Consider the following 18,562-nt stretch of genomic DNA (forward strand, 5'->3'; position numbering starts at 1 on the left):
TCACGCTGCCGCCGCGCCGTGCACCGGCTCCCTGACGTGCCCGGGCCGTTCGCGGACGATGCGGCCGGCGGCCAGTTTCTGCAGCAGGCCGTAGGCGAGTACGGGCAGCAGCAGGTAGGGCTTGTCAGGGAGCGTGGTGGTGATGAGGACGGCGCTCGCGCTGCTGTTGTTCATGCCGCAGGCGAGGGTGAGGGACGACCCGGTGGACGGTTCCAGGCGCAGCAGCCGGGCTGCGAGGTGCCCCAGGGTGAAGGAGAGCGCGCACACCACCGTCGCCACGGTCAGCGCGGCGGCGAGGAGGAGGGGCCGGGGCTGGCGGAAGAAGGAGCCGAGGGCGCCGCTGGCGTTGACGTAGGTCAGGAGCAGTGAGCCCCACAGTGCCGCCATCGGTGTCGCGTGCAGCACGGGCCTCGACGAGCGGGCCGGCAGCAGCATTCGGCACAGGATGCCGGCGCCGCAGGGCAGCAGGACGGAGGTGAGGGCGAATCCGGGGCCGAAGGTGTGGGCCGCCTGGTGCAGTGATGCCGCGTAGTCGCCGCCCAGCAGGGGGGACAGGGCGGTCATGGTCAGGGGGATGGTGAAGGGGCTCAGCAGGGTGGAGGCGAGGACGAGTCCGACCATGACGGGCTGGTCGGCGTTGCCCTTGCCGGTCCAGACGGTGGCGCCGGCCGCCACGGGCATCGCGACGATCAGGATCATGGCGGTGACGAGTCCGCTGCCGCCGTCGGTGTCGGGCGAGGTGTGCAAAGCGATCGCGACGGCGGGGATGACCAGCAGTGGGGCGATCAGGTGCAGGGCGAGGCCGGCGAGGAGAGCCAGGGGCCGCCGCAGTAGCCGGCCCAGGTCGCGGAGAGGTACCTGGAGGCCGGCCGAGAACAGCACCAGGGACAGCAGCGCCGCCGGGACGCTCACCGGGAGGTGTCCGGTCGGCAGCGGAACGGTGCGGGTGTGGCGGAGCCACAGGCCGGGTCCGGGCAGCGCGACGGCGGCGAGGTACGCCGTGGTGACGGCCCGTCCGAGCCGTCGGCGCAGCCACGCCGTCAGGCGGGCCACCGGGGAGGAGACGGGCTGTCGGGACGCGTCATGGCTCATGGCGATCAGGTTCCGGTACGGGGCGCGGCCTCGCCCGGCGGATCCGGGACGTGGTCAGGATGCGTTCAGGTCGGCGGTGGCACAGTCGGGCGCCATGACCCCTGAGATCTCCGAAACCACCGAAGTACCGGACGCGCGCGTCGCTGATGGCGTGGGCACCGTCCGCCGGCTGCCGTGGAACAAGGTCCCCGAAGTCACGCTGTACTTCTGGGTGATCAAGGTGTTGTGCACAACGGTCGGTGAGACCGCAGCGGATCTGCTCAACAGCAGGGCCGGTCTGGGGCTGACGGGTGTGTCGCTGTTGATGAGCGCGCTGCTGGCGGCGGCGCTGGTGGCGCAGTTCCGGGCCCGGTCCTACCGTCCCGGTCCGTACTGGCTGGTCGTGGCCCTGGTCAGCGTCGTCGGGACGCTGATCACCGACAACCTGACCGACAATCTGGGGGTGCCGCTCCCGGTCAGCACCGGCGTGTTCGCCGTCGCGCTGACCGGAGTGTTCGCCGTCTGGTACCGCAGTGAGCGGACCCTGTCGATCCACCATGTCGACAGCGTCCGGCGGGAGGGCTTCTACTGGCTGGCGGTGCTGTGCACCTTCGCCCTGGGCACCGCGGCCGGCGACCTGGTCGCCGAGCGCGTGGACTTGGGCTACTGGCTGTCCGCCGTGTTGTTCGCCTCGGTGATCGCCGCCGTCGCGGTGGCGCGCTTCGCCCTCGGCCTGGACGCGGTGTGGAGCTTCTGGATCGCCTACGTCCTGACCCGGCCGCTCGGCGCCTCGGCCGGCGACTACCTGTCCCAGCCTGCCGCGGACGGCGGCCTGGGGCTGGGCACGGTGGTCACCAGCGGGCTCTTCCTCGCCGTCATCGCCGGCCTGGTGGTGTTCCTGACGGTGACGCGCCGGGACGTGACCGAGCGGGAACGCCTCACGCCGCGGGAAGGCTGATGACGAAGGCGGCGCCCGGGGCGTGCCGGGCGTCGTGCCGCACGTCGCCGCCGGCGGAGCGGGCCAGGCGTCGCGCGAGCGGCAGTCCGAGGCCCGCACCGCCGTGCCCGTCGTCCGGGTCGGCACGGTGACCCGGCTGGAACAGCCGATCCGTGAAGGAGCCCGGGACGCCCGGACCGTCATCGGTGATCTCGACGCACACGCTGCCGTCCGGGTGCTGCCCGGCCCTGATGAGGACGCGGAAGCGGGCGTGGCGCAGCGCGTTGTCGAGGAGGGGGCTGACGATCCGTTCCAGCAGGGCGGCGGGGACGCCCACCGTCAGCGTGTGCGGGCAGCTCACCGTCACAGTGGCCGGGCCGTCGGCGGGGACCGCCGCGGTGAGGCGGTCCAGTACGGGCAGGACTCCGGTGGTGCCGGGGGCGGTGCGGGCACTGTCGCGGGCGTCGTCGAGGAGGGTGTCGCAGATCGTCCGCATGCACTGGGCCGCGTCCGCGAGTCTGGCGTGTGTGGCCCGGGTTTCCTCGGCCGAACGGGGCCGTACCCGCCACCAGTCCAGTTCCGCGGTGATGCGGGCGAGGGGGTTGCGCAGTTCGTGCGACAGCTCGGCGGTGAGCCGCTGTTCGTGCCGCAGCACCGCGCGGATGCGGTCCAGCAGGCCGTCCAGGGAGACTCCCAGCCGCGCCAGTTCGAGGGGGCGGTCGGTGGTGCCGAAGCGTTCGTCGGAAGCGACGGCGCTCCACCGGGTGGCCTGTTCGGTCATGGTCCGCACCGGGTGGAGGGCCCGTCCGACCGCGAGGCGGGTGAGGACGTAGGTGCAGACGAGGATCGTCGCGCCTAGGGCGAGGGAGGCGAGGAGCAGGGTGTCCGCCGAGGCCCGGTAGGGGGAGAGGTCCAGGGCGGTGACGACGACGGCGCGCGGTGGAGTGTGCGGGGCGGGGTCGCCGACGGGCCGGGAACACAGGCGCAGGGGACCGTGGGCCTCGATGGTGGCGCACCTCCGGGTGCTGCCGGGTGCGGCGAGCCGGGCGGCGGCTTCGGTGAGAGTGCTGCCGGCCGGGGCCGAGGCGGGGCGTTCGAGCAGCCGGGCGCCGGCGTAGATCCACACATTCGTGTCGAGCAGTGCGTCGTCCGCCGTCTCACGCACGCGTACCGGGTCGTGGCGGGTGTCCACGGTGGTGGCCACGGCCTCGGCGCGGGTGCGCAGTTCGTCGTCGGCCTGGCGCCGCAGATGGGTGCGGGCGACGACGTTGAACAACACGGTGAGGGCCACCATCACCAGGGTCGCCGTGGCGAGGGCCACCAGCGAGAGGCGGCCGCCCAGGGTACGGGGCCACAGGGCCCCGCGGGTCGTCGTCATACCAGCCGGTGCCCGATCCCTCGTGTGGTGCGGATGGTCAGGTCGCTGCCCGCTTCCCGCAGTTTGCGCCGTAGCCGGCTCAGGTACTGGTCGAGGGTGTTGTCGCTGACACGGGCGCCTTCGGGCCAGCCGGCCCGGACCAGTTCGCGCCGGCCCACGATGTCGCCGCGGGCGGCCATGAGCGTGGCCAGCAGACGGAACTCCGTCGGGGTGAGGGCGGTGTCACGCCCGGCCACGCCGGCGGTGAAGCGGGCCGGGTCCAGCGACAGGTCCCCCGTACGGGCCGGTGCCTCCCGCCCCGCCCGCTTGATCGCCGCTCGCAGGCGGGCAGCGAGTTCCACGAGGTGGAACGGCTTGGTCAGGTAGTCGTCGCCGCCGGCGGAGAATCCGCCGAGGCGGTCGGTGAGCCGGTGGTGGGCCGTCAGGAAGAGTACGGGCGCCCGGAAGCCGTTGGCCCGCATCGCCTGGCACACGTCGCGCCCGTCCGCGTCGGGCAACCCGACGTCCAGGACCACCGCGTCGACGGCGTCACCGGCCAGGCGCAGGGCGCCGGCACCGTCCCGGGCCCCTACCGCCGTGAAGCCCTCGTCACGCAGGCCGCGCAGCAGCACGTCCCGCAGGGCGTGGTCGTCGTCGACGACCAGGATGGTGTGCCGCACCTGTCTCCTTCACCGACTCGGGCGGGGGCCGGCATCGTGCCCCGGATCCGTTCCGTTCTTCTGCGCGGGGGTGGTGAGCGCGGGCAGCCACCGGGCGGCTGCCACGACGCACGCCGCGTACCAGGCGAGGGCGAAGAGCCAGCCGCCGATGACGTCGCTGAACCAGTGGACCCCGAGGTGGACGCGGGTCAGCCCGACCGCGGCACCCCAGCAGCCGATGACCGCGACAACGAGCGTGCGGCCGGGGAACGAGCGCAGGAGTACGGCCGTGATCAGCAGCGCGGCCGTGAGGGCCGCCGTGGTGGCATGGCCGGAGGGGAACGACCACCCCGACGCGTGCGTCGCCCACTCACCGGCCGGCGGGCGGGGCCGGCCGATCAGGTGGAGCACCGCCCGCCGCAGGAGCTGCCCCGCGCCCAGGCACAGCAGGCTCGCGGCGGCAGCGATCAGCTTGCGGCGCTTCGTACGCCCCGCGATGACACCCGCCACGGCGGCCAGTACATAGGGGATCGCGCCCGTACCCGTATCGGTCAGCCTCCGTATCGCGGTCACCGCCGTGGCGGGGCGGTGACCGACGGCCCACGAGAGCAGGGCGCGGTCCACGGGCAGCGGGGAACCACCCCGTGCGGTGACGATGCCGGCCAGCAGCGCGAAGCCGGCCAGGGCCGCGAGGCCCGCCGCGGCCGCCGTACGTCGCCGGATCACTCGCCGGCCCCGCCCCGCCGCCCGGCCGCGGCGCGACGGGAGCGCAGGAGCTCGGACAGGAGCGGCAGGAGCGAGAGCACGACGATCAGCGCCACGAGGGGCAGGAGGTACCGGTCGACGCTGGGGATGGACGAGCCCAGGGCGTAGCCGGCCAGGGTCAGGCCCACCGTCCACAGCAGCCCGCCGGTCACCTGCCAGAGCGTGAACGAACGCGCCGGTACGCCCAGGGCACCGGCCATGGGGTTGAGCACCGTGCGGACCACGGGCACGAACCGGGCCAGCACGATCGCCTTGGCGATGCCGTACCGGGCCAGCAGTTCCTCCGCCCGCCGGGCTCCTTCCCGCAGCCGGGCGGAGCGGCTGCGGGCGAGCAGGGCGCCGCCGGCCTTCCTGCCGATCAGGTAGCCGCACTGCGAGCCCGTCAGCGTCCCGGCGACGGCCACGATCAGCAGGGGCGCCAGCGACAGGTGCACGCCGGTGGCCGACGAGCCGGTGCACAGCAGACCGGCGGTGAAGAGCAGGGAGTCGCCGGGCAGGAAGAACCCGACCAGCAGGCCCGTCTCGGCGAACAGCACGACGCCGACCCCGAGCACCCCGAAGGCCGCCAGGAGTGACTGGGCGTCCAGGACATTCACGGCGAGCGGCGACGCCGTGGCGAACAAAGGTGCGGACATCGTCGCGTGCCCTTCCATAATGAGGGAGCGGGCGGCCTGCACGGCACCCCGGCTGACTACAAGCATATAGACGGTCTACTGGTGTGTAGACGACGGCAGGGTGAAGGAACGTTCCCATGACGAACGCGAAGGACGAGCGCCGGCCGGCGGGCGAGCTGGAGGCCGGGGTCCTGGCCGTGCTGTGGGCCGCGGGAACCCCCCTGACGCCGGCCGAGGTGCAGGCGGCCCTCCCGCACGACCCGGCCAGGACCACGGTGACCACGACCCTGGCCCGGCTGCACGACAAAGGCATAGCCGGACGCCGGCGCCAGGGCCGCGGCTACGCCTACTTCCCCGTCCAGGACGCTCCGGGCCTGACGGCCCTGCGCATGCACAGCGAACTCGAACGGGACGCCGACCGCGAAACCGTCCTGGCCCGCTTCGTCGCCCACCTCAGCCCCGACGACGAACGTCTCCTGAGAGACCTGCTGGACGCGGAGGAACAATGACCGCCCTCCTGCTGCTCCCGCTGCTGCTCCCCCTCGTCGCGCCCGCACTGGCACGGCGCACCGCGCGGCGGCTCGCCCCCGCCCCCGCCTTGTGGGTGCTGACCCTCGCCGCACTCGCGCTGGCCGGCGGTTCACTGACCGCGCTGGGCGCCCTCGTCCTCACGGGCCTGCTGAAAGTGCCCGCCTTCGCGTCGCTCGGGGAGCTCGTCCACCCCCTGCGCACCCCGTGGGACGCCGTCGCCGTGCCGTCGGCCGCGGCGGCGGCCGGCCTGCTCGCCGTCGGCGGCTGGACGCTGACCCGCTCCGCCGTCCGGCAGGCCAGAGGGCTGCGGGCCGCCCACACCGAGGCCGCCCGCCGTCCGGCGGCGGGGGACCTGTGCATCGTCGACTCGCCGCGGCCGGACGCCTACGCCCTGCCCGGCCGGCCCGGCCGCGTCGTGATCACCACCGCGATGATCCGCAGTCTCGACGCGGCCGAACGCGAGGTCCTCTTCGCCCACGAACGCGCCCACAACACCTACCGCCACCACTACTTCCTGGCTGCGGCCGAACTCGCCGCCCACTGCCACCCGGCCCTGCGCCCCGTCCGTGACGCCATCCGGTACGCGGCCGAGCGCATGGCCGACGAAGCCGCTGCCGCCACCGTCGGCGACCGGCGCCTGACCGCCCGCGCCATCGCCCGCGCGGCCCTCGCCTCCAGCGCCCACCGCTCCGGCCGGCCCGCCGTCGTACCGGCGGCGACCGCCGGCCCCGTTCCCCGCCGCGTCGCCGCCCTCCTCACCGGCCCCCCGCCCCGGCGCCACAGGGTCACGCCGTGGATCGCCCTCCTCCTCGCCGCCTGCGCCACCGCCTCCGTGGGCGCCACGGCGACCGGCATGGCCGATCTCCACCACGAGGTCGAAGTCGCCCAGGGTGAGATCGCTCGCTGATCACAGCCGCTCCGCCCGGGCGCGTGGAACCGCCCGCCTTCCGTTATCGTCTACCGGCGTGTAGTCACCCGCGCGAGCCGACCGCACGCCGCCGCCTGCCAACGGACCGCGCCCGCGCGGGGCCCGCGCCCGTTCACACGATGGGACCCACTGACGATGACGACCGCCTCCGCTCCGCCCGGCCTCGACGGAGCCGCGATAGACGGCGGCCTCTACACCGACGTCACCGACTTCGCGCACCACACGCGCTGGCTCAACGGCGCGGTGGCCTTCTACACGACCTACGGCATCGCCCTCTTCGGCCTCCTTCTGCTCGCCGCGTGGTGGCTGGCCCGCCCCCGCGACGCACGCACCATGGCCGCCGCACTGCTCACCCCGGTCGCGGCCGTCATCGCCTACCTCGTGAACGACGGCGTCAAATCCGTCTTCCAGGAAGCGCGCCCCTGCCGGGCCCTGCCGCACGACTTCCTCATCGAAACGTGCCCTCCGGCCAACGACTACGCCTTCCCCAGCAACCACACCACCGTCGCCTTCGCCGTGGCCGCCGGCCTCCTGCTGGTCAACCGGCGCCTGGCCGCACTGGCCTGGCCCGCGGCGATCCTCATGGCCGCGTCGCGCGTCTACGTCGGCGCCCACTACCCCCACGACGTCCTCGTGGGAGCCCTCGTCGGCATCCTCCTCGGAGCCGCCGTCGTGGCCGTCACGCGCCGGCCGGCCGCACCGGTCGTCTCCCGACTGCGCGGCGGCCCGGCACGGGCACTCCTCGGAGCCGCCTGACCGGTACGACGCCGCGGTCCGGCCCGCACGACGCCGGAGACCTCGCAACCCGGTCGGGGCAGATCACGGCGCCCGTCCGGGGCCTCCGGGCGGGCAAAACTGGTCCGGGGGTCAGTCGGGGGCCGCCTCGCCGGTCTGGACGCGGGCGGTCCACTTCTCCTCGATGCGGGCGAGCCTCCATACGGCCAGGGCGATGGCCCAGGTGGCGGCGAACAGGGCGACGATGGCGAAGCCGATCGTGTTCAGGTCCAAGCCGCCGATCCAGTCCCAGAACGGCCCGTGGAGGCCGGCCTTGTCGGCCAGGAGTGCCAGGAGTTCCACGGTGCCGATCAGCAGGGCGACGGCGACCGACAGGCCGGTGACGGTGAGGTTGTAGTAGACCTTGCGCACCGGCTTGGAGAAGGCCCAGCCGTAGGCGAAGTTCATGAACGTACCGTCGATGGTGTCCAGCAGCGACATCCCCGCCGCGAACAGCACCGGCAGACACAGGATCGCGTACCAGGGCAGACCGGAGGCGGCCCCGGAACCGGCCAGGACCAGCAGCGCGACCTCGGTCGCGGTGTCGAAGCCGAGGCCGAACAGCAGGCCCAGCGGATACATCTGCCACGGCTGGGTGACCGACTTCATCATCCGGCCCAGCAGGCGGTTCATGAACCCGCGATGGTTCAGCTGCTCCTCCAGTGCCGCCTCGTCGAAGTGGCCGGCGCGCATCTGCCGGAAGACCTTCCAGAGCCCGGCCAGGATCACCACGTTGATGAGGGCGATCACGTAGAGGAACACACCGGAGACGGTCGTGCCGATCCAGCCCGTGACGTCGTGCAGCTCCGAGTCGTCGTGCTCCACCGGCCCGGCCAGGCTCTTGACGCCGAGGGAGAGCAGGAAGGCCAGGGCGAAGACGACGCTGGAGTGCCCGAGGGAGAACCAGAAACCCACCGACAGCGGCCGCCGGCCGGAGTGCATCAGCTTGCGGGTCGTGTTGTCGATCGCCGCGATGTGGTCGGCGTCGAAGGCGTGCCGCATCCCCAGGGTGTAGGCGGTCACCCCGATCCCGATACCGAAGGTCTTCGTGCCCAGGCTGTAGTGCTCCGGGGTCACGAGCACGACCAGGGTGAACCAGCCGACGGCATGCAGGGCCAGGATGACGGCGGCCATCCCACCGAGCCGCCGCCACTCATGGCGAGAAACAGCTCCTGCCGCACGTCGCCAGCGCGAAGGACGTATGCCGGGGACGGTGGAGGAACCGGTGGTCGTCACAGGGAATCCTTCCGTCGGTGGCCAAGGGACGGCACACCGTAGGCGCCGATGATTCGTACCTGCAATCCCTATGCAACAACGCCCGGAAGCAGGAGGCCACCGGCAGGCGCACAGCCGCCACCACGCGCCGGGTAGCCCGGACAACGCAACGTAATGAGCTTGCAAGCCCAACCGAGGGCCCTCGGTCACCCGGGGGCGGGGACGGTCCGTCCGGTGGCCGTTTTTTTCACCGCGCGCTTACCTCGCGCGGTGCGGGCGCTGACCGGGGGGCTCCTAGCGTGGGAGCAGAGACGGAGAACCGGAGGCGGCTTTCCGGCCGCCCGCACCGCTGTGGAGGTGCCTGTCATGCGTCGTCCGCTCGCCGCCGCCGCGGCCGGTCTGGCCCTGGTCGCCGGAGCCGGAGCCGCGGCCTGCTCCTCGTCGTCGCCCCCTTCGCACCCGCCGCCGTCATCCTCACAGCAGCAGAAGCCGGCGGATACGAATCCGCCGGGCGACATACCCGACACCCAGGCGTTCGTGCCCTGGTCGTCCCCTGACGGTGCCTTCACGGTGAAGGTGCCGGAGGGCTGGTCGCGCAGTTCTCAGGGGGCGGCGACGGTGTTCACCGACAAGTTCAACAGTGTGCGTGCCGAGCGCGTCCCTGCCACGACGGCTCCCACCGTCGACTCCGTACGCATGCGCGACATACCCGAGATCCAGGCCGGCAGCAGGCATTTCTCCCTGGTCTCGGTAACCGAGGTACAGCGCAAGGGCGGCAAGGCGGTACTCGCCGAGTACCACGCCGACTCGGCGCCCGACCAGGTGACCGGCAAGAGCGTCCCCTTGGACGTCCAGCGGTACGTCTTCTTCTCGCCCGGCAAGGGTGAGGCCGTACTGACGCTGTCCGGCGGCGTGGGGGCGGACAACGTCGATCCCTGGCGGACCGTCACCGACTCCTTCCGGTGGTCGTGATGACCGTGCCCGTACTCAGCGCCCGCTCCCTGTACCGGTTCTTCCGGGCCGGGGAGGAGGAGACGTTCGCGTTGCAGGGCGTGGGGCTGGAAGTCGGCAGCGGCGAGACCGTGGCCGTGACCGGGCCGTCGGGCTCGGGGAAGACCACCCTGCTCAACTGTCTGGCCGGTCTCGACGAGCCCGACGGCGGCACCGTGACCGTCGCCGGTGAGCGGCTCAGCCACCGGCCCGAACGCGAGCGGAGCGGCATCCGCGCACGGCACATCGGGATGGTGTTCCAGTCGGGCAACCTGCTGGAGCACCTCACCGTGCGGGACAACGTCGCGCTCGTCCAGCGGCTGGTGGCCGCGCGGACCCGGGTGCCGCCGCAGGAACTGCTGGAGCGGACGGGCATCGCGCACCGCGCGGACGCACTGCCACGCCAGTTGTCCGGAGGGGAGGCGGCTCGTGCCGGTCTTGCCGTCGCTCTCGCCAACGCGCCGGAGGTGCTGCTCGCCGACGAGCCGACCGGTGAGGTGGACGGAGAGACCGAGCGGCGGCTGCTGGCCCTGCTGCGCGAGCGGGCCGCCGACGGCACGGCGGTCGTCGTGGTCACCCACAGCCGGGCCGTGGCGGCGGTCGCCGACCGGGTGCTGCGGCTGCGGGACGGGAGGTGGACGTGATGGGCGCCGTGGCCCCCGCCGTGGGCGTGCCGCTGGTCCGCTGCGAGAACGCGGCCCGTACCTACGGCCGCGGGCCGGCGGCCGTGGTCGCGGTGCACAGTGTGACCTGTTCGGTGCCGCCCGGCGCCCGCGTCTGCGTGGTGGGACCGTCGGGTTCGGGCAAGTCCACCCTGCTGCACCTGATGGCGGGCCTGGACCGGCCCACGACGGGCCGGGTGAGTCACCCGGGGCTCGGCGGGGAGGACGCGCGGGGGCTCGCCCGGCATATCGGCGTCGTCTTCCAGGGCCCGAGCCTACTGCCCCCGCTCACCGCCGCCGAGAACGTCGCGCTCCCCCTGCGGATCGACGGCGTGCCGGGGGACGAGGTCGCGTCCCGCACGAGGGCGGCCCTGCGAAGCCTGGACCTGGAGCCGCTGGCCGGCCGGCTGCCGGACGACCTGTCGGCCGGGCAGGCCCAGCGCGTCGCGGTGGCCAGAGTGCTGGCACGTGGGCCCGCCCTCGTGCTGGCCGACGAGCCGACCGGCCAGCTGGACCGCGCCACGGGCCGTCAGGTACTGACGGTGCTGCTGACCGCCGCCGCCGAGCTGGGGGCGGCGGTCCTGGTGACGACCCACGACCCGCTCGTCGCCCGTGCCCTGGACATCCGCTGGTACATGGCCGACGGACGGCTGGTCCAGCCGGAGGCCCGGCCGGAGAGGGAAGGGGACCCAAGGTGATCAGGATATGGCTGTCCGGTCTGCTGCGCCGGCGCGGCGGACGACTTCTCGGAGTCGCGGCCGGCGTGGCCATGGCCGTGGCGCTCCTGGCGGCGCTCGGCGGTTTCCTCGGTGCGACGCGGGCGACGATGACCGCCCAGTCCGTGCGCGGGGTCGTCGTGGACTGGCAGGTGCAGACGGTGAGCGGCACCGACACCCGAACGGCGCTGACCACGGTGCGGAACGTCCCGGGCACCCGGACGGCCCTGCCCGTCGGATACGCCGGCACCAGCGGCCTGGCCGCCACCGCCGCGGGCACCTCCCAGGCCACCGGCCCCGGCGTGGTACTGGGTCTTCCGGACGGGTACGGCGCGGCCTTCCCCGGCGAGATCCGGGTGCTGGCCGGCCGCGGCAACGGGGTGCTGCTGGCGCAGCAGACCGCCGCGAACCTCCACGCGGCCCCGGGCGACACGGTGACCGTCGGACGCGCCGGACTGCCGCCGGTGAAGGTCCGGGTGGACGGCGTGGTGGACCTGCCCCACGCCGACTCGCTCTTCCAGAACGTCGGCGCACCGCCGCAGTCGCAACCGACGGCACCGCCGGACAACGTCGTGCTGCTGCCCCAGGGCCGCTGGCACGCCACCTTCGACCCGATGGCCAAAGGCCGCCCCGATCTCGTCCACGACCAGATCCACGTGCGGCGCAGCCACACGCTGCCGCACGACCCGGCATCCGCGTACGTGGCGGCGACCGGCAGCGCGCACAACGCGGAGGCGCGGCTGGCCGGGACCGCGGTCGTCGGCGACAACCTGGGCGCCGTGCTGGGCGCGGCCCGCTCGGACGCCCTGTACGCGCAGACGCTCTTCCTCTTCCTCGGCGTCCCCGGCGCGCTGCTGGCGGGCGCGCTCACGGCGGCGGTTGCAGGATCGGGGGCTCAGCGGCGGCGCCGGGAGCAGTCGCTGCTGCGGGCGCGCGGTGCCCCGGCGGGGCGGCTCCTCGGCCTGGCGGCCGTGGAGGCCGTGGTCGTGGCCGCCGCCGGCGGGGCGGCGGGACTGGGCATCGCGGCGTTGCTGGGCAGGGTGGCCTTCGGCACGGCCGGCACGTTCGCCGCCGACTGGGCAGTGGCCGCGATCGTCGCGGGGGCGGCCATCGCGGGTGCCACCGTCCTGCTGCCCGCCCGCCGGGACCTCAAGGCGTCCACGGTCGTCGCAGGGCGCACGGCGGTGGAGCACCGCTCCGTGCCGCGCGCCGCGTGGTGGGTACTGGCCGCCGGGCTGCTGCTGGGGTCGCTGGCGGTGTTCCGGGTCACCAGCCGTACGAATTACGCCCTCGTCCTCGCTCCCGAGGGCACGCCCACCCTGTCGGTGGACTACTGGGCGTTCGCCGGGCCCGCGCTGCTGTGGGCAGGCGGAGCGCTGCTGGCCTGGCTGGTGGCGGACCTGGTGCTGCGGCGCGGCCGGCCGGTGCTGGCGCGGCTGCTGCATCCACTGGCGGGGCCCTTGTCCGGGACGGTCGCGGCGAGCCTGTCGCGGCAGCGCGGCACGGTGCTGCGGGGCGTGGTCCTGCTGGCACTGGCGACGGCGTTCGCCGCCTCGACGGCCGTGTTCAACTCCACCTACCGCCAGCAGGCCGAAGTCGACGCGGTCCTCTCCAACGGCGCCGACGTCACCGTCACCGAATCCCCCGGCTCCACCACGAGCGCGGCGGACGCGGCACGGGTGGCGGCGCTGCCCGGGGTGCGGCGGGTGGAGCCACTGCAGCACCGCTTCGCCTACGTCGGCCCGGATCTGCAGGATCTGTACGGGGTCCGGCCGTCCACCGTCGTGGCGGCGGGCAGGCTGCAGGACGCGTACTTCTCCGGCGGCACCGCCCGGCAGGTGATGGACCACCTGGCCCGTCAGCCCGACGGGCTGCTCGTCAGCGCCGAGACAGCCAAGGACTTCCAGCTCAACCCCGGCGACCAGGTCAGCCTGCGCCTCCAGGACAACCGCACCCACCGGCTGCGGCCCGTCGTCTTCCACTTCGCGGGCGTCGTCAAGGAATTCCCGACCGCCCCCAAGGACAGCTTCCTGGTGGCCAACGCCTCCTATGTCGCCCGTGCGACCGGGAACGACACCGCCGGCACCCTGCTCGTCGACACCGGCGGCACCGGACAGCAAGCCGTGGCCCGGCACGTCCGGGCAACGCTCGGCCCCACCGCGCACGTCTCGGACCTGCCGTCGGCCCGGACGGTGACCGGCTCCAGCCTCACCGCCGTGGACCTGAGCGGTCTCACCCGCGTCGAACTCGGCTTCGCCCTTGCCATCGGAGCGGCGGCGGGCGGCCTCGTGCTCGCCCTCGGCCTGGCCGAGCGGCGGCGCACCCTGGCACTCGCCTCCGTACTGGGCGCCCGGGGGCGGCAGCTGTCCGGGTTCGTGTGGAGCGAGGCGGGCCTGGTCGCCACGGCCGGCGCGGCCGCCGGCGCCGTACTGGGCTGGGCCCTGTCCGAGATGCTGGTCAAGGTCCTCTCCGGCGTTTTCGACCCGCCCCCGTCGGCCCTCGCCGTGCCGTGGGACTACCTCGGCGCCCTGGCCGCGGCCGTAGCGGCGGCCCTGGCGGTGGCCGCCTGGACGGCGGTGCGGCACGCCCGGCGGCCACCGCTCACGGAGCTGAGGGAGCTGTGATCCCGAACAGGCCGGTCACGGCTCCGGCCCTTCCGGCCCGCCGGCGATCAGCCAGGTGAAACAAGGGTGGGGGGACCTCCTCGACACCCTCAGCCGACCGCCCTCGGCCTCCACCAGGGAACGGGCGAGCGCGAGCCCGATTCCATGCCCGCCGCCGTCATCCCGCCGCCGGGCGAAGACGTCCTCGTCATCAGGCAGGCCGGGGCCCTCGTCCTCCACATCCACAGCCACCACTCCGGCGGCGTCCCTGGCCCGTACCGTCACCACGCCCCGGCCATGGACGGCGGCGTTGGACAGCAGGACATCCAGCACCTGCCGGGCCGCGCGCGGTGAGCCGACCGCCTCGGGCAGCCCCTCCTCGACGACGACCCGCAGGGGCCGTCCGGCTGCCGCCAGTTCGCCGTGCCAGCGCCGCTCGGCATCGGCGAGCAGCGCGTTCAGATGCAGCGGCGCCCGCTCCGGCACGTCCCGGGCCAAGGACAGCAGATCGCCCAGTGTGGCCTCCATGGCGGCGAGCGAGTCCAGGGCGGTGCGCGTCGCGTCGCGCGGCCCGGGCGCGCCGGTGGCCGGCGCGCTCTCCAGCTCCAGGCGCGCCCGGGTCAGTGCGGTGCGCAGCTGATGGGAGGCGTCCGCGCTGAAGGCCCGCTCCCGCCCCAGGAGCCGCTCGACGCGTTCGGCAGCGCGGTTGAGGGCGGCGGCCACCTCGTCGGCCTCCGGCAGACCGCAGGCGGCGGCCCGTGCCGCCAGGTCTCCGCTCTCCAGCCGCCGGGCCGTCGCGGCGAGCGCCTCCAGCGGCCGCGCGAGGCGGCGGCTGGACCGCACGGACAGCGCCACCCCCACGCCGACCGCGACCGCCGCCAGTCCCGCCATGCCCGCCCAGGTCAGCGCCGCTCGCCGCAACGGCCCGCGGGCCGGCGACCCGGCCCGCACCACCGCCCGGACCCGCTCCCCGGCCCCCACAGGGACCGCCGTCACCAACCAGTCGCCCAGCTCCCCTGACGAAGTCCTGCCGGTCAGGGCGTCCCGCACGGGACCGTCGCCCCGCACCGGCCCGGAACCGGTGACGAGATGCGCCCTGTCGTCGTACACGGCGACCCGGGTGCCGGGCTCGGCGCGGGGCACCTCCATCGGGTCCCGTGTGTCGTGCACATTCGCCGGCACGTCCACCGTCGTCCGTTCGGCGAGTTCCTGCAGCACACGGACCTCCTCCTGCCGGTACAGCCGGAACACCGCCACGGCCAGCGGAACGGCGAACAGCATCACCGCGCACACCACGGCGACAGTGATCGCCCGGAGGACACGGTGCCGCACGGTCAGTGCCCCGGCGGCGGTTCGAGCCGGTATCCGAAGTGCCGCAGCGTCGTGATCCGCACCCTCTCACCGAGCTTGCGGCGCAACGCGGCCACGTGGACGTCCAAGGTCTTGGTGGCGCCGAACCAGTTCTCGTCCCACACATCACTCATCAGATCTTCCCGGCTGACCGCCTGCCCGACGGAGGCGGCCAGCCGGGCGAGGAGGTCGAACTCCTTCGGCCGCAGCTCCACCTCCCCCACCGGGGTGAGACAGCGCCGGGCGGCGAGATCGATCAGCAGGGCACCGTGGCGGATCCGTACGGCGTCGCCCGCACCGCGACCGCCGGGTGAGGCGCGCCGCAGATGGGCCGCGATCCGTGCCTGGAGCTCGGCGAGCCGGAACGGCTTCGTCAGATAGTCGTCCGCACCCGACTCCAGGGCCTCGACGACGTCCATCTCCCCGGTCCGGGCCGTCAGCACCACCAGCACCGCACCGGGAAGCCGCTCCCGCAGGCGACGGCACAGCTCGAACCCGTCGACGTCCGGCAGCCCCAGGTCCAGCAGCACCAGTTCGGCGGGCTCCCGGGCGGCCCGGGCGAGCGCGGCCGCACCGTCGGGACACCACTCGCTCTCGTACCCCTGGGCGCGCAGCATCGCGGTGAGCCTGTCCCCGATGGTGTCGTCGTCCTCGACGATCACGACGCGTGCCATGTCTTCACGCTAACGGCAGGGCACACGTACGACCTGTCACGCCGGCCGGCCGGACAGCCGCGCCTTCGGACGTCGTACCAGTGGCTCGCCGCGCCCGTTTGCCGGGGACACGGCTCGTCTCCGGCCACGCATCCACGCCGCCGGATACCAGGGGATCCATCTCCGAGCTCCCCCACACACTTTGCACGGCCGTCCGTGCTGACACGTCAACACGGAAAACCGGGACAAAAAGACCCCTCTGACCGCGTTTTCGCAGGTCAGAGGGGTGCAAGAGAGTGGAGCCTAGGGGAGTCGAACCCCTGACATCTGCCATGCAAAGACAGCGCTCTACCAACTGAGCTAAGGCCCCTCGGAGCACCAGGGTACCCGGTGCCGGGAGCGGGGCCGACCAGGTATCGCCGCGACCCACCACTCTCCGTAGGATGCACCGCAAGATTCGCGGCAGCGAAGCGAAGGGGAGAGCGAGATGGACGCAGCACAGCAGGAAGCCACCGCCCGCGCACGTGAGCTGCAGCGGAGCTGGTACGGGGAGCCGCTGGGGGCGCTCTTCCGCCGGCTGATCGACGATCTCGGTCTCAACCAGGCGCGGCTCGCCTCCGTCCTGGGCCTTTCGGCCCCCATGCTCTCGCAGTTGATGAGCGGTCAGCGGGCGAAGATCGGCAACCCGGCGGTGGTGCAGCGCGTCCAGGCCCTCCAGGAGCTCTCCCACCAGGTGGCCGACGGCAGCGTGAGCGCCGCGGAGGCCGCGGAGCGGATGGAGGAGGTCAAGCGGAGTTCCGGCGGGTCGGTCCTCAACTCCACGCAGACCACCGCCAGCAGCGGCGCCCCGACCGTCAAGCGGGTGGTGCGCGAGATCCAGTCGCTGCTGCGGTCGGTGGCCGCCGCCGGCGACATCATCGAGGCGGCCGGCACGCTCGCCCCCACCCACCCCGAACTGGCCGAGTTCCTGCGCGTCTACGGCGCCGGCCGGACCGCCGAGGCGGTCGCCCACTACGAGGCCCACCAGAGCTGACCCGCCGCGATGGGGGAGGTTCTCGCCGGGCGCTACGAGCTGGTGGACCCCATCGGACGCGGTGGGGTGGGGGAGGTCTGGCGGGTCTGGGACCGGGTGCGGGGGCGGTACGCGGCGGCGAAGGTGCTCAAGCAGAGCCACGCCCACACCCTGCTGCTGCGCTTCGTCCGGGAGCAGGCGCTGCGCATCGACCATCCGCACGTGCTGGCCCCGATCAGCTGGGGCGCGGACGACGACCGGGTGCTGTTCACCATGGACGTGGTGCGCGGCGGCTCGGTCGCCCATCTCATCGGCGACTAAGGGCCGTTGCCCGCGCGATTCTGCTGCGCGCTGCTGGACCAGTTGCTGGACGCGCTCACCGCGGTGCACGCGGAAGGCGTGGTGCACCGGGACATCAAACCCGCGAACCTGCTTTTGGAGGCGACCGGGACCGGGCCCCCGCATTTACGCCTCTCGGATTTCGGCTGTGCGATGCGGAAGGGCGAACCGCGGCTCACCGAGACCAACTATGTGATGGGTACGCCGGGTTACTTCGCGCCCGAGCAAATGGCGGGTGAGGAACCGGACTTCCCCGCCGACCTGTTCGCCGTCGGACTGGTCGCGCTGTATCTGCTGACCGGACGGAAACCGGACGCCGACGCCCTCGTCGACCGGTTCCTCTCGGAGGGGCTGTCCTCCGTGCCGCCGGCCCCGGACGAGGTCCCCGCGGCGCTGTGGGACGTCCTGGCCCGGCTGCTGGCCCCCGACCCGGTGCTGCGCTTCCGGAGCGCGGCGGAGGCCCGTACGGCGCTGGCCGCCGCCGTACCGCTGCTTCCCCCGCCGGCCGCCGGGGAGGAGCCGGTCGAGGTCTTCGACCAGGTCGGCCCGCTGCCGCCGGGCTTCGGCCCCGAGGGTCCCGAACGCCCCGTACGACCCGCCGGCCACGAACGCCCCGTCGGCCCCGCGCCCGTCGTCCCGTACGGCCCTCTGGGCGCCCCGCCGCGGCCCGTACCGCCCCCGATGCCTCCCACGCCCCCGCAGCCCTCGGCGCTGCCCTACGCGGCGCTCCCGACCGGCCCGGGACACCGCCCGCCGCGCTCTTGGCGGCCACGGCCACCGTCCCGCTCCACGGCCGTCGCGGTGCTGGTGCTGGCGCTGTTGTGCCTCGCGGTGGGAGTGTGGGCCCTCTCCGCCGCCTGAGCCACGCACTTCGCGACTGCAATCATTTTATTCGCACTAGCGAATCAAGCGTCCCGGAGAAAAACACCGGAGCGAAAACAACGGAGCCCCGGCCGTCGTACCGGCCGGGGCTCCGCGTAGAACTCGTCGTCTCACACACCCGAACCTGCGGGCACGGAGTCGGTCGCCTCCGTCCACAGATCCTGCTCGGCGCGATCCGCCTGGATCTGGCGGTACACGAGGAGCCCGCCGATGGCGGCCAGTGCGACCAGGAGCAGCTTCTTCACCGCGCGACCTCGTCTTTCCTTGACGTAAGGGGACTCTGGTGGCCGATGATACACACCGGCCGATACCGATCGGTGACCTGTATCGGACCTTTGTCGTACCGTCTCCGGCGCCCACGGACGACTTGTCCGGAAAAGCCGATCGGCCCGGCCGGAGATTTCTCTCCGTCCGGGCCGATCGGGCCGGTGGGGCTAACAGGACTTGAACCTGTGGCCTCTTCCTTATCAGGGAAGCGCTCTAACCGTCTGAGCTATAGCCCCG

General features: G+C 73.4%; 18 protein-coding genes, 2 tRNA genes and 1 pseudogene. 10 read left to right on the top strand and 11 right to left on the bottom strand.

The features are described 5' to 3' along the window. Complete coding sequence (locus tag J7W19_RS15955) at positions 1 to 1,092, bottom strand: bile acid:sodium symporter family protein (RefSeq protein WP_004939883.1); 1,092 nt, start codon at positions 1,090 to 1,092, stop codon at positions 1 to 3. A gap of 94 nt (positions 1,093 to 1,186) precedes the next feature. Between J7W19_RS15955 and J7W19_RS15960 the strand changes: the two genes are divergently transcribed. Beyond that, positions 1,187 to 2,029, top strand: a complete 843-nt coding sequence (locus J7W19_RS15960) for a COG4705 family protein (protein WP_004939882.1) — start codon at positions 1,187 to 1,189, stop codon at positions 2,027 to 2,029. Here J7W19_RS15960 and J7W19_RS15965 read toward each other — a convergent pair. Genes J7W19_RS15965 through J7W19_RS15980 form a run of 4 tightly spaced genes read right to left on the bottom strand, consistent with a single transcriptional unit; the run spans position 2,010 to position 5,424 of the window. Continuing rightward, positions 2,010 to 3,386 carry a sensor histidine kinase gene (locus J7W19_RS15965; RefSeq protein ID WP_004939880.1) on the bottom strand — a complete coding sequence of 459 codons (1,377 nt, stop codon included), beginning with the start codon at positions 3,384 to 3,386 and terminating at the stop codon, positions 2,010 to 2,012. The genes J7W19_RS15960 and J7W19_RS15965 overlap by 20 nt on opposite strands. Then, on the bottom strand, positions 3,383 to 4,045 hold the full coding sequence (locus J7W19_RS15970) for a response regulator transcription factor (protein ID WP_004939877.1): 663 nt from the start codon (positions 4,043 to 4,045) through the stop codon (positions 3,383 to 3,385). Before J7W19_RS15970 ends, J7W19_RS15965 begins: the two co-directional genes overlap by 4 nt. A gap of 9 nt (positions 4,046 to 4,054) precedes the next feature. Further along, positions 4,055 to 4,750: a phosphatase PAP2 family protein gene (locus tag J7W19_RS15975; protein ID WP_004939876.1), complete on the bottom strand. Its 696-nt coding sequence runs from the start codon at positions 4,748 to 4,750 to the stop codon at positions 4,055 to 4,057. After that, positions 4,747 to 5,424, bottom strand: coding sequence for a DedA family protein (locus J7W19_RS15980; protein ID WP_040887897.1), 678 nt, complete (start codon positions 5,422 to 5,424; stop codon positions 4,747 to 4,749). Before J7W19_RS15980 ends, J7W19_RS15975 begins: the two co-directional genes overlap by 4 nt. Before the next feature lie 116 nt (positions 5,425 to 5,540). Between J7W19_RS15980 and J7W19_RS15985 the strand changes: the two genes are divergently transcribed. The 3 genes from J7W19_RS15985 to J7W19_RS15995 all read left to right on the top strand — a co-directional run bounded on the left by J7W19_RS15985 (position 5,541) and on the right by J7W19_RS15995 (position 7,618). Further along, positions 5,541 to 5,912, top strand: a complete 372-nt coding sequence (locus J7W19_RS15985; protein ID WP_004939872.1) for a BlaI/MecI/CopY family transcriptional regulator — start codon at positions 5,541 to 5,543, stop codon at positions 5,910 to 5,912. Beyond that, positions 5,909 to 6,841, top strand: coding sequence for a M56 family metallopeptidase (locus J7W19_RS15990; protein ID WP_004939870.1), 933 nt, complete (start codon positions 5,909 to 5,911; stop codon positions 6,839 to 6,841). The genes J7W19_RS15985 and J7W19_RS15990 overlap by 4 nt, the downstream gene beginning before the upstream one ends. 156 nt (positions 6,842 to 6,997) lie before the next feature. After that, a complete protein-coding gene (locus J7W19_RS15995) occupies positions 6,998 to 7,618 on the top strand; it encodes a phosphatase PAP2 family protein (protein WP_004939869.1) in 621 nt (206 codons plus the stop codon). Positions 7,619 to 7,729: 111 nt separating this feature from the next. On the opposite strand, the gene nicT is transcribed toward J7W19_RS15995, so the two are convergent. Further along, entirely contained in the window at positions 7,730 to 8,770 is a 1,041-nt protein-coding gene (nicT, locus tag J7W19_RS16000; protein WP_004939867.1) for a Nickel transporter NicT, read from the bottom strand. A 447-nt stretch (positions 8,771 to 9,217) separates the two neighbouring features. Here nicT and J7W19_RS16005 point away from each other — a divergent pair, with 447 nt between their 5' ends. From J7W19_RS16005 to J7W19_RS16020, 4 genes are read left to right on the top strand one after another with little or no spacing between them, the layout of a single operon-like run. Beyond that, positions 9,218 to 9,823, top strand: coding sequence for a hypothetical protein (locus tag J7W19_RS16005; RefSeq protein ID WP_004939865.1), 606 nt, complete (start codon positions 9,218 to 9,220; stop codon positions 9,821 to 9,823). Further along, the gene (locus J7W19_RS16010; RefSeq protein WP_040887933.1) at positions 9,823 to 10,485 is read left to right on the top strand and encodes an ABC transporter ATP-binding protein; all 663 of its coding nucleotides are present in this window, start codon (positions 9,823 to 9,825) and stop codon (positions 10,483 to 10,485) included. Before J7W19_RS16005 ends, J7W19_RS16010 begins: the two co-directional genes overlap by 1 nt. After that, entirely contained in the window at positions 10,485 to 11,201 is a 717-nt protein-coding gene (locus J7W19_RS16015; protein WP_004939861.1) for an ABC transporter ATP-binding protein, read from the top strand. Before J7W19_RS16010 ends, J7W19_RS16015 begins: the two co-directional genes overlap by 1 nt. After that, positions 11,198 to 13,843, top strand: a complete 2,646-nt coding sequence (locus J7W19_RS16020) for an FtsX-like permease family protein (protein WP_004939860.1) — start codon at positions 11,198 to 11,200, stop codon at positions 13,841 to 13,843. Before J7W19_RS16015 ends, J7W19_RS16020 begins: the two co-directional genes overlap by 4 nt. A 15-nt stretch (positions 13,844 to 13,858) precedes the next feature. Here the strand turns inward: J7W19_RS16020 and J7W19_RS16025 are convergent, their stop codons facing one another. The 3 genes from J7W19_RS16025 to J7W19_RS16035 all read right to left on the bottom strand — a co-directional run bounded on the left by J7W19_RS16025 (position 13,859) and on the right by J7W19_RS16035 (position 16,195). Beyond that, positions 13,859 to 15,154, bottom strand: coding sequence for a sensor histidine kinase (locus J7W19_RS16025; RefSeq protein ID WP_004939858.1), 1,296 nt, complete (start codon positions 15,152 to 15,154; stop codon positions 13,859 to 13,861). A gap of 2 nt (positions 15,155 to 15,156) precedes the next feature. Further along, the gene (locus tag J7W19_RS16030; RefSeq protein WP_004939855.1) at positions 15,157 to 15,846 is read right to left on the bottom strand and encodes a response regulator transcription factor; all 690 of its coding nucleotides are present in this window, start codon (positions 15,844 to 15,846) and stop codon (positions 15,157 to 15,159) included. A 276-nt stretch (positions 15,847 to 16,122) separates the two neighbouring features. Beyond that, positions 16,123 to 16,195: transfer RNA gene (locus J7W19_RS16035), tRNA-Ala, on the bottom strand. A 117-nt stretch (positions 16,196 to 16,312) separates the two neighbouring features. Between J7W19_RS16035 and J7W19_RS16040 the strand changes: the two genes are divergently transcribed. After that, positions 16,313 to 16,858 carry a helix-turn-helix domain-containing protein gene (locus J7W19_RS16040; RefSeq protein ID WP_004939854.1) on the top strand — a complete coding sequence of 182 codons (546 nt, stop codon included), beginning with the start codon at positions 16,313 to 16,315 and terminating at the stop codon, positions 16,856 to 16,858. A gap of 9 nt (positions 16,859 to 16,867) precedes the next feature. Then, positions 16,868 to 18,037: pseudogene (locus J7W19_RS16045) on the top strand (serine/threonine-protein kinase). A 131-nt stretch (positions 18,038 to 18,168) separates the two neighbouring features. On the opposite strand, the gene J7W19_RS16050 reads toward J7W19_RS16045, so the two are convergent. Together J7W19_RS16050 and J7W19_RS16055 are read right to left on the bottom strand one after the other, a co-directional pair. Further along, a complete protein-coding gene (locus tag J7W19_RS16050; RefSeq protein WP_003958712.1) occupies positions 18,169 to 18,303 on the bottom strand; it encodes a DLW-39 family protein in 135 nt (44 codons plus the stop codon). A gap of 184 nt (positions 18,304 to 18,487) precedes the next feature. After that, positions 18,488 to 18,561: transfer RNA gene (locus tag J7W19_RS16055), tRNA-Ile, on the bottom strand. Position 18,562 lies beyond the last annotated feature (1 nt).

It is taken from the genome of Streptomyces mobaraensis NBRC 13819 = DSM 40847 (assembly GCF_017916255.1).
In the GTDB taxonomy this organism is placed as follows: Bacteria; Actinomycetota; Actinomycetes; order Streptomycetales; family Streptomycetaceae; genus Streptomyces; species Streptomyces mobaraensis.

Coding starts and splice junctions, on each gene's coding strand:
- J7W19_RS15955 (WP_004939883.1), bottom strand. CDS start 1,092: ATGAGCCATGACGCGTCCCGACAGCCCGTCTCCTCCCCGGTGGCCCGC.
- J7W19_RS15960 (WP_004939882.1), top strand. CDS start 1,187: ATGACCCCTGAGATCTCCGAAACCACCGAAGTACCGGACGCGCGCGTC.
- J7W19_RS15965 (WP_004939880.1), bottom strand. CDS start 3,386: ATGACGACGACCCGCGGGGCCCTGTGGCCCCGTACCCTGGGCGGCCGC.
- J7W19_RS15980 (WP_040887897.1), bottom strand. CDS start 5,424: ATGTCCGCACCTTTGTTCGCCACGGCGTCGCCGCTCGCCGTGAATGTC.
- J7W19_RS15985 (WP_004939872.1), top strand. CDS start 5,541: ATGACGAACGCGAAGGACGAGCGCCGGCCGGCGGGCGAGCTGGAGGCC.
- J7W19_RS15990 (WP_004939870.1), top strand. CDS start 5,909: ATGACCGCCCTCCTGCTGCTCCCGCTGCTGCTCCCCCTCGTCGCGCCC.
- J7W19_RS15995 (WP_004939869.1), top strand. CDS start 6,998: ATGACGACCGCCTCCGCTCCGCCCGGCCTCGACGGAGCCGCGATAGAC.
- nicT (WP_004939867.1), bottom strand. CDS start 8,770: ATGGCCGCCGTCATCCTGGCCCTGCATGCCGTCGGCTGGTTCACCCTG.
- J7W19_RS16005 (WP_004939865.1), top strand. CDS start 9,218: ATGCGTCGTCCGCTCGCCGCCGCCGCGGCCGGTCTGGCCCTGGTCGCC.
- J7W19_RS16010 (WP_040887933.1), top strand. CDS start 9,823: ATGACCGTGCCCGTACTCAGCGCCCGCTCCCTGTACCGGTTCTTCCGG.
- J7W19_RS16015 (WP_004939861.1), top strand. CDS start 10,485: ATGGGCGCCGTGGCCCCCGCCGTGGGCGTGCCGCTGGTCCGCTGCGAG.
- J7W19_RS16030 (WP_004939855.1), bottom strand. CDS start 15,846: ATGGCACGCGTCGTGATCGTCGAGGACGACGACACCATCGGGGACAGG.
- J7W19_RS16040 (WP_004939854.1), top strand. CDS start 16,313: ATGGACGCAGCACAGCAGGAAGCCACCGCCCGCGCACGTGAGCTGCAG.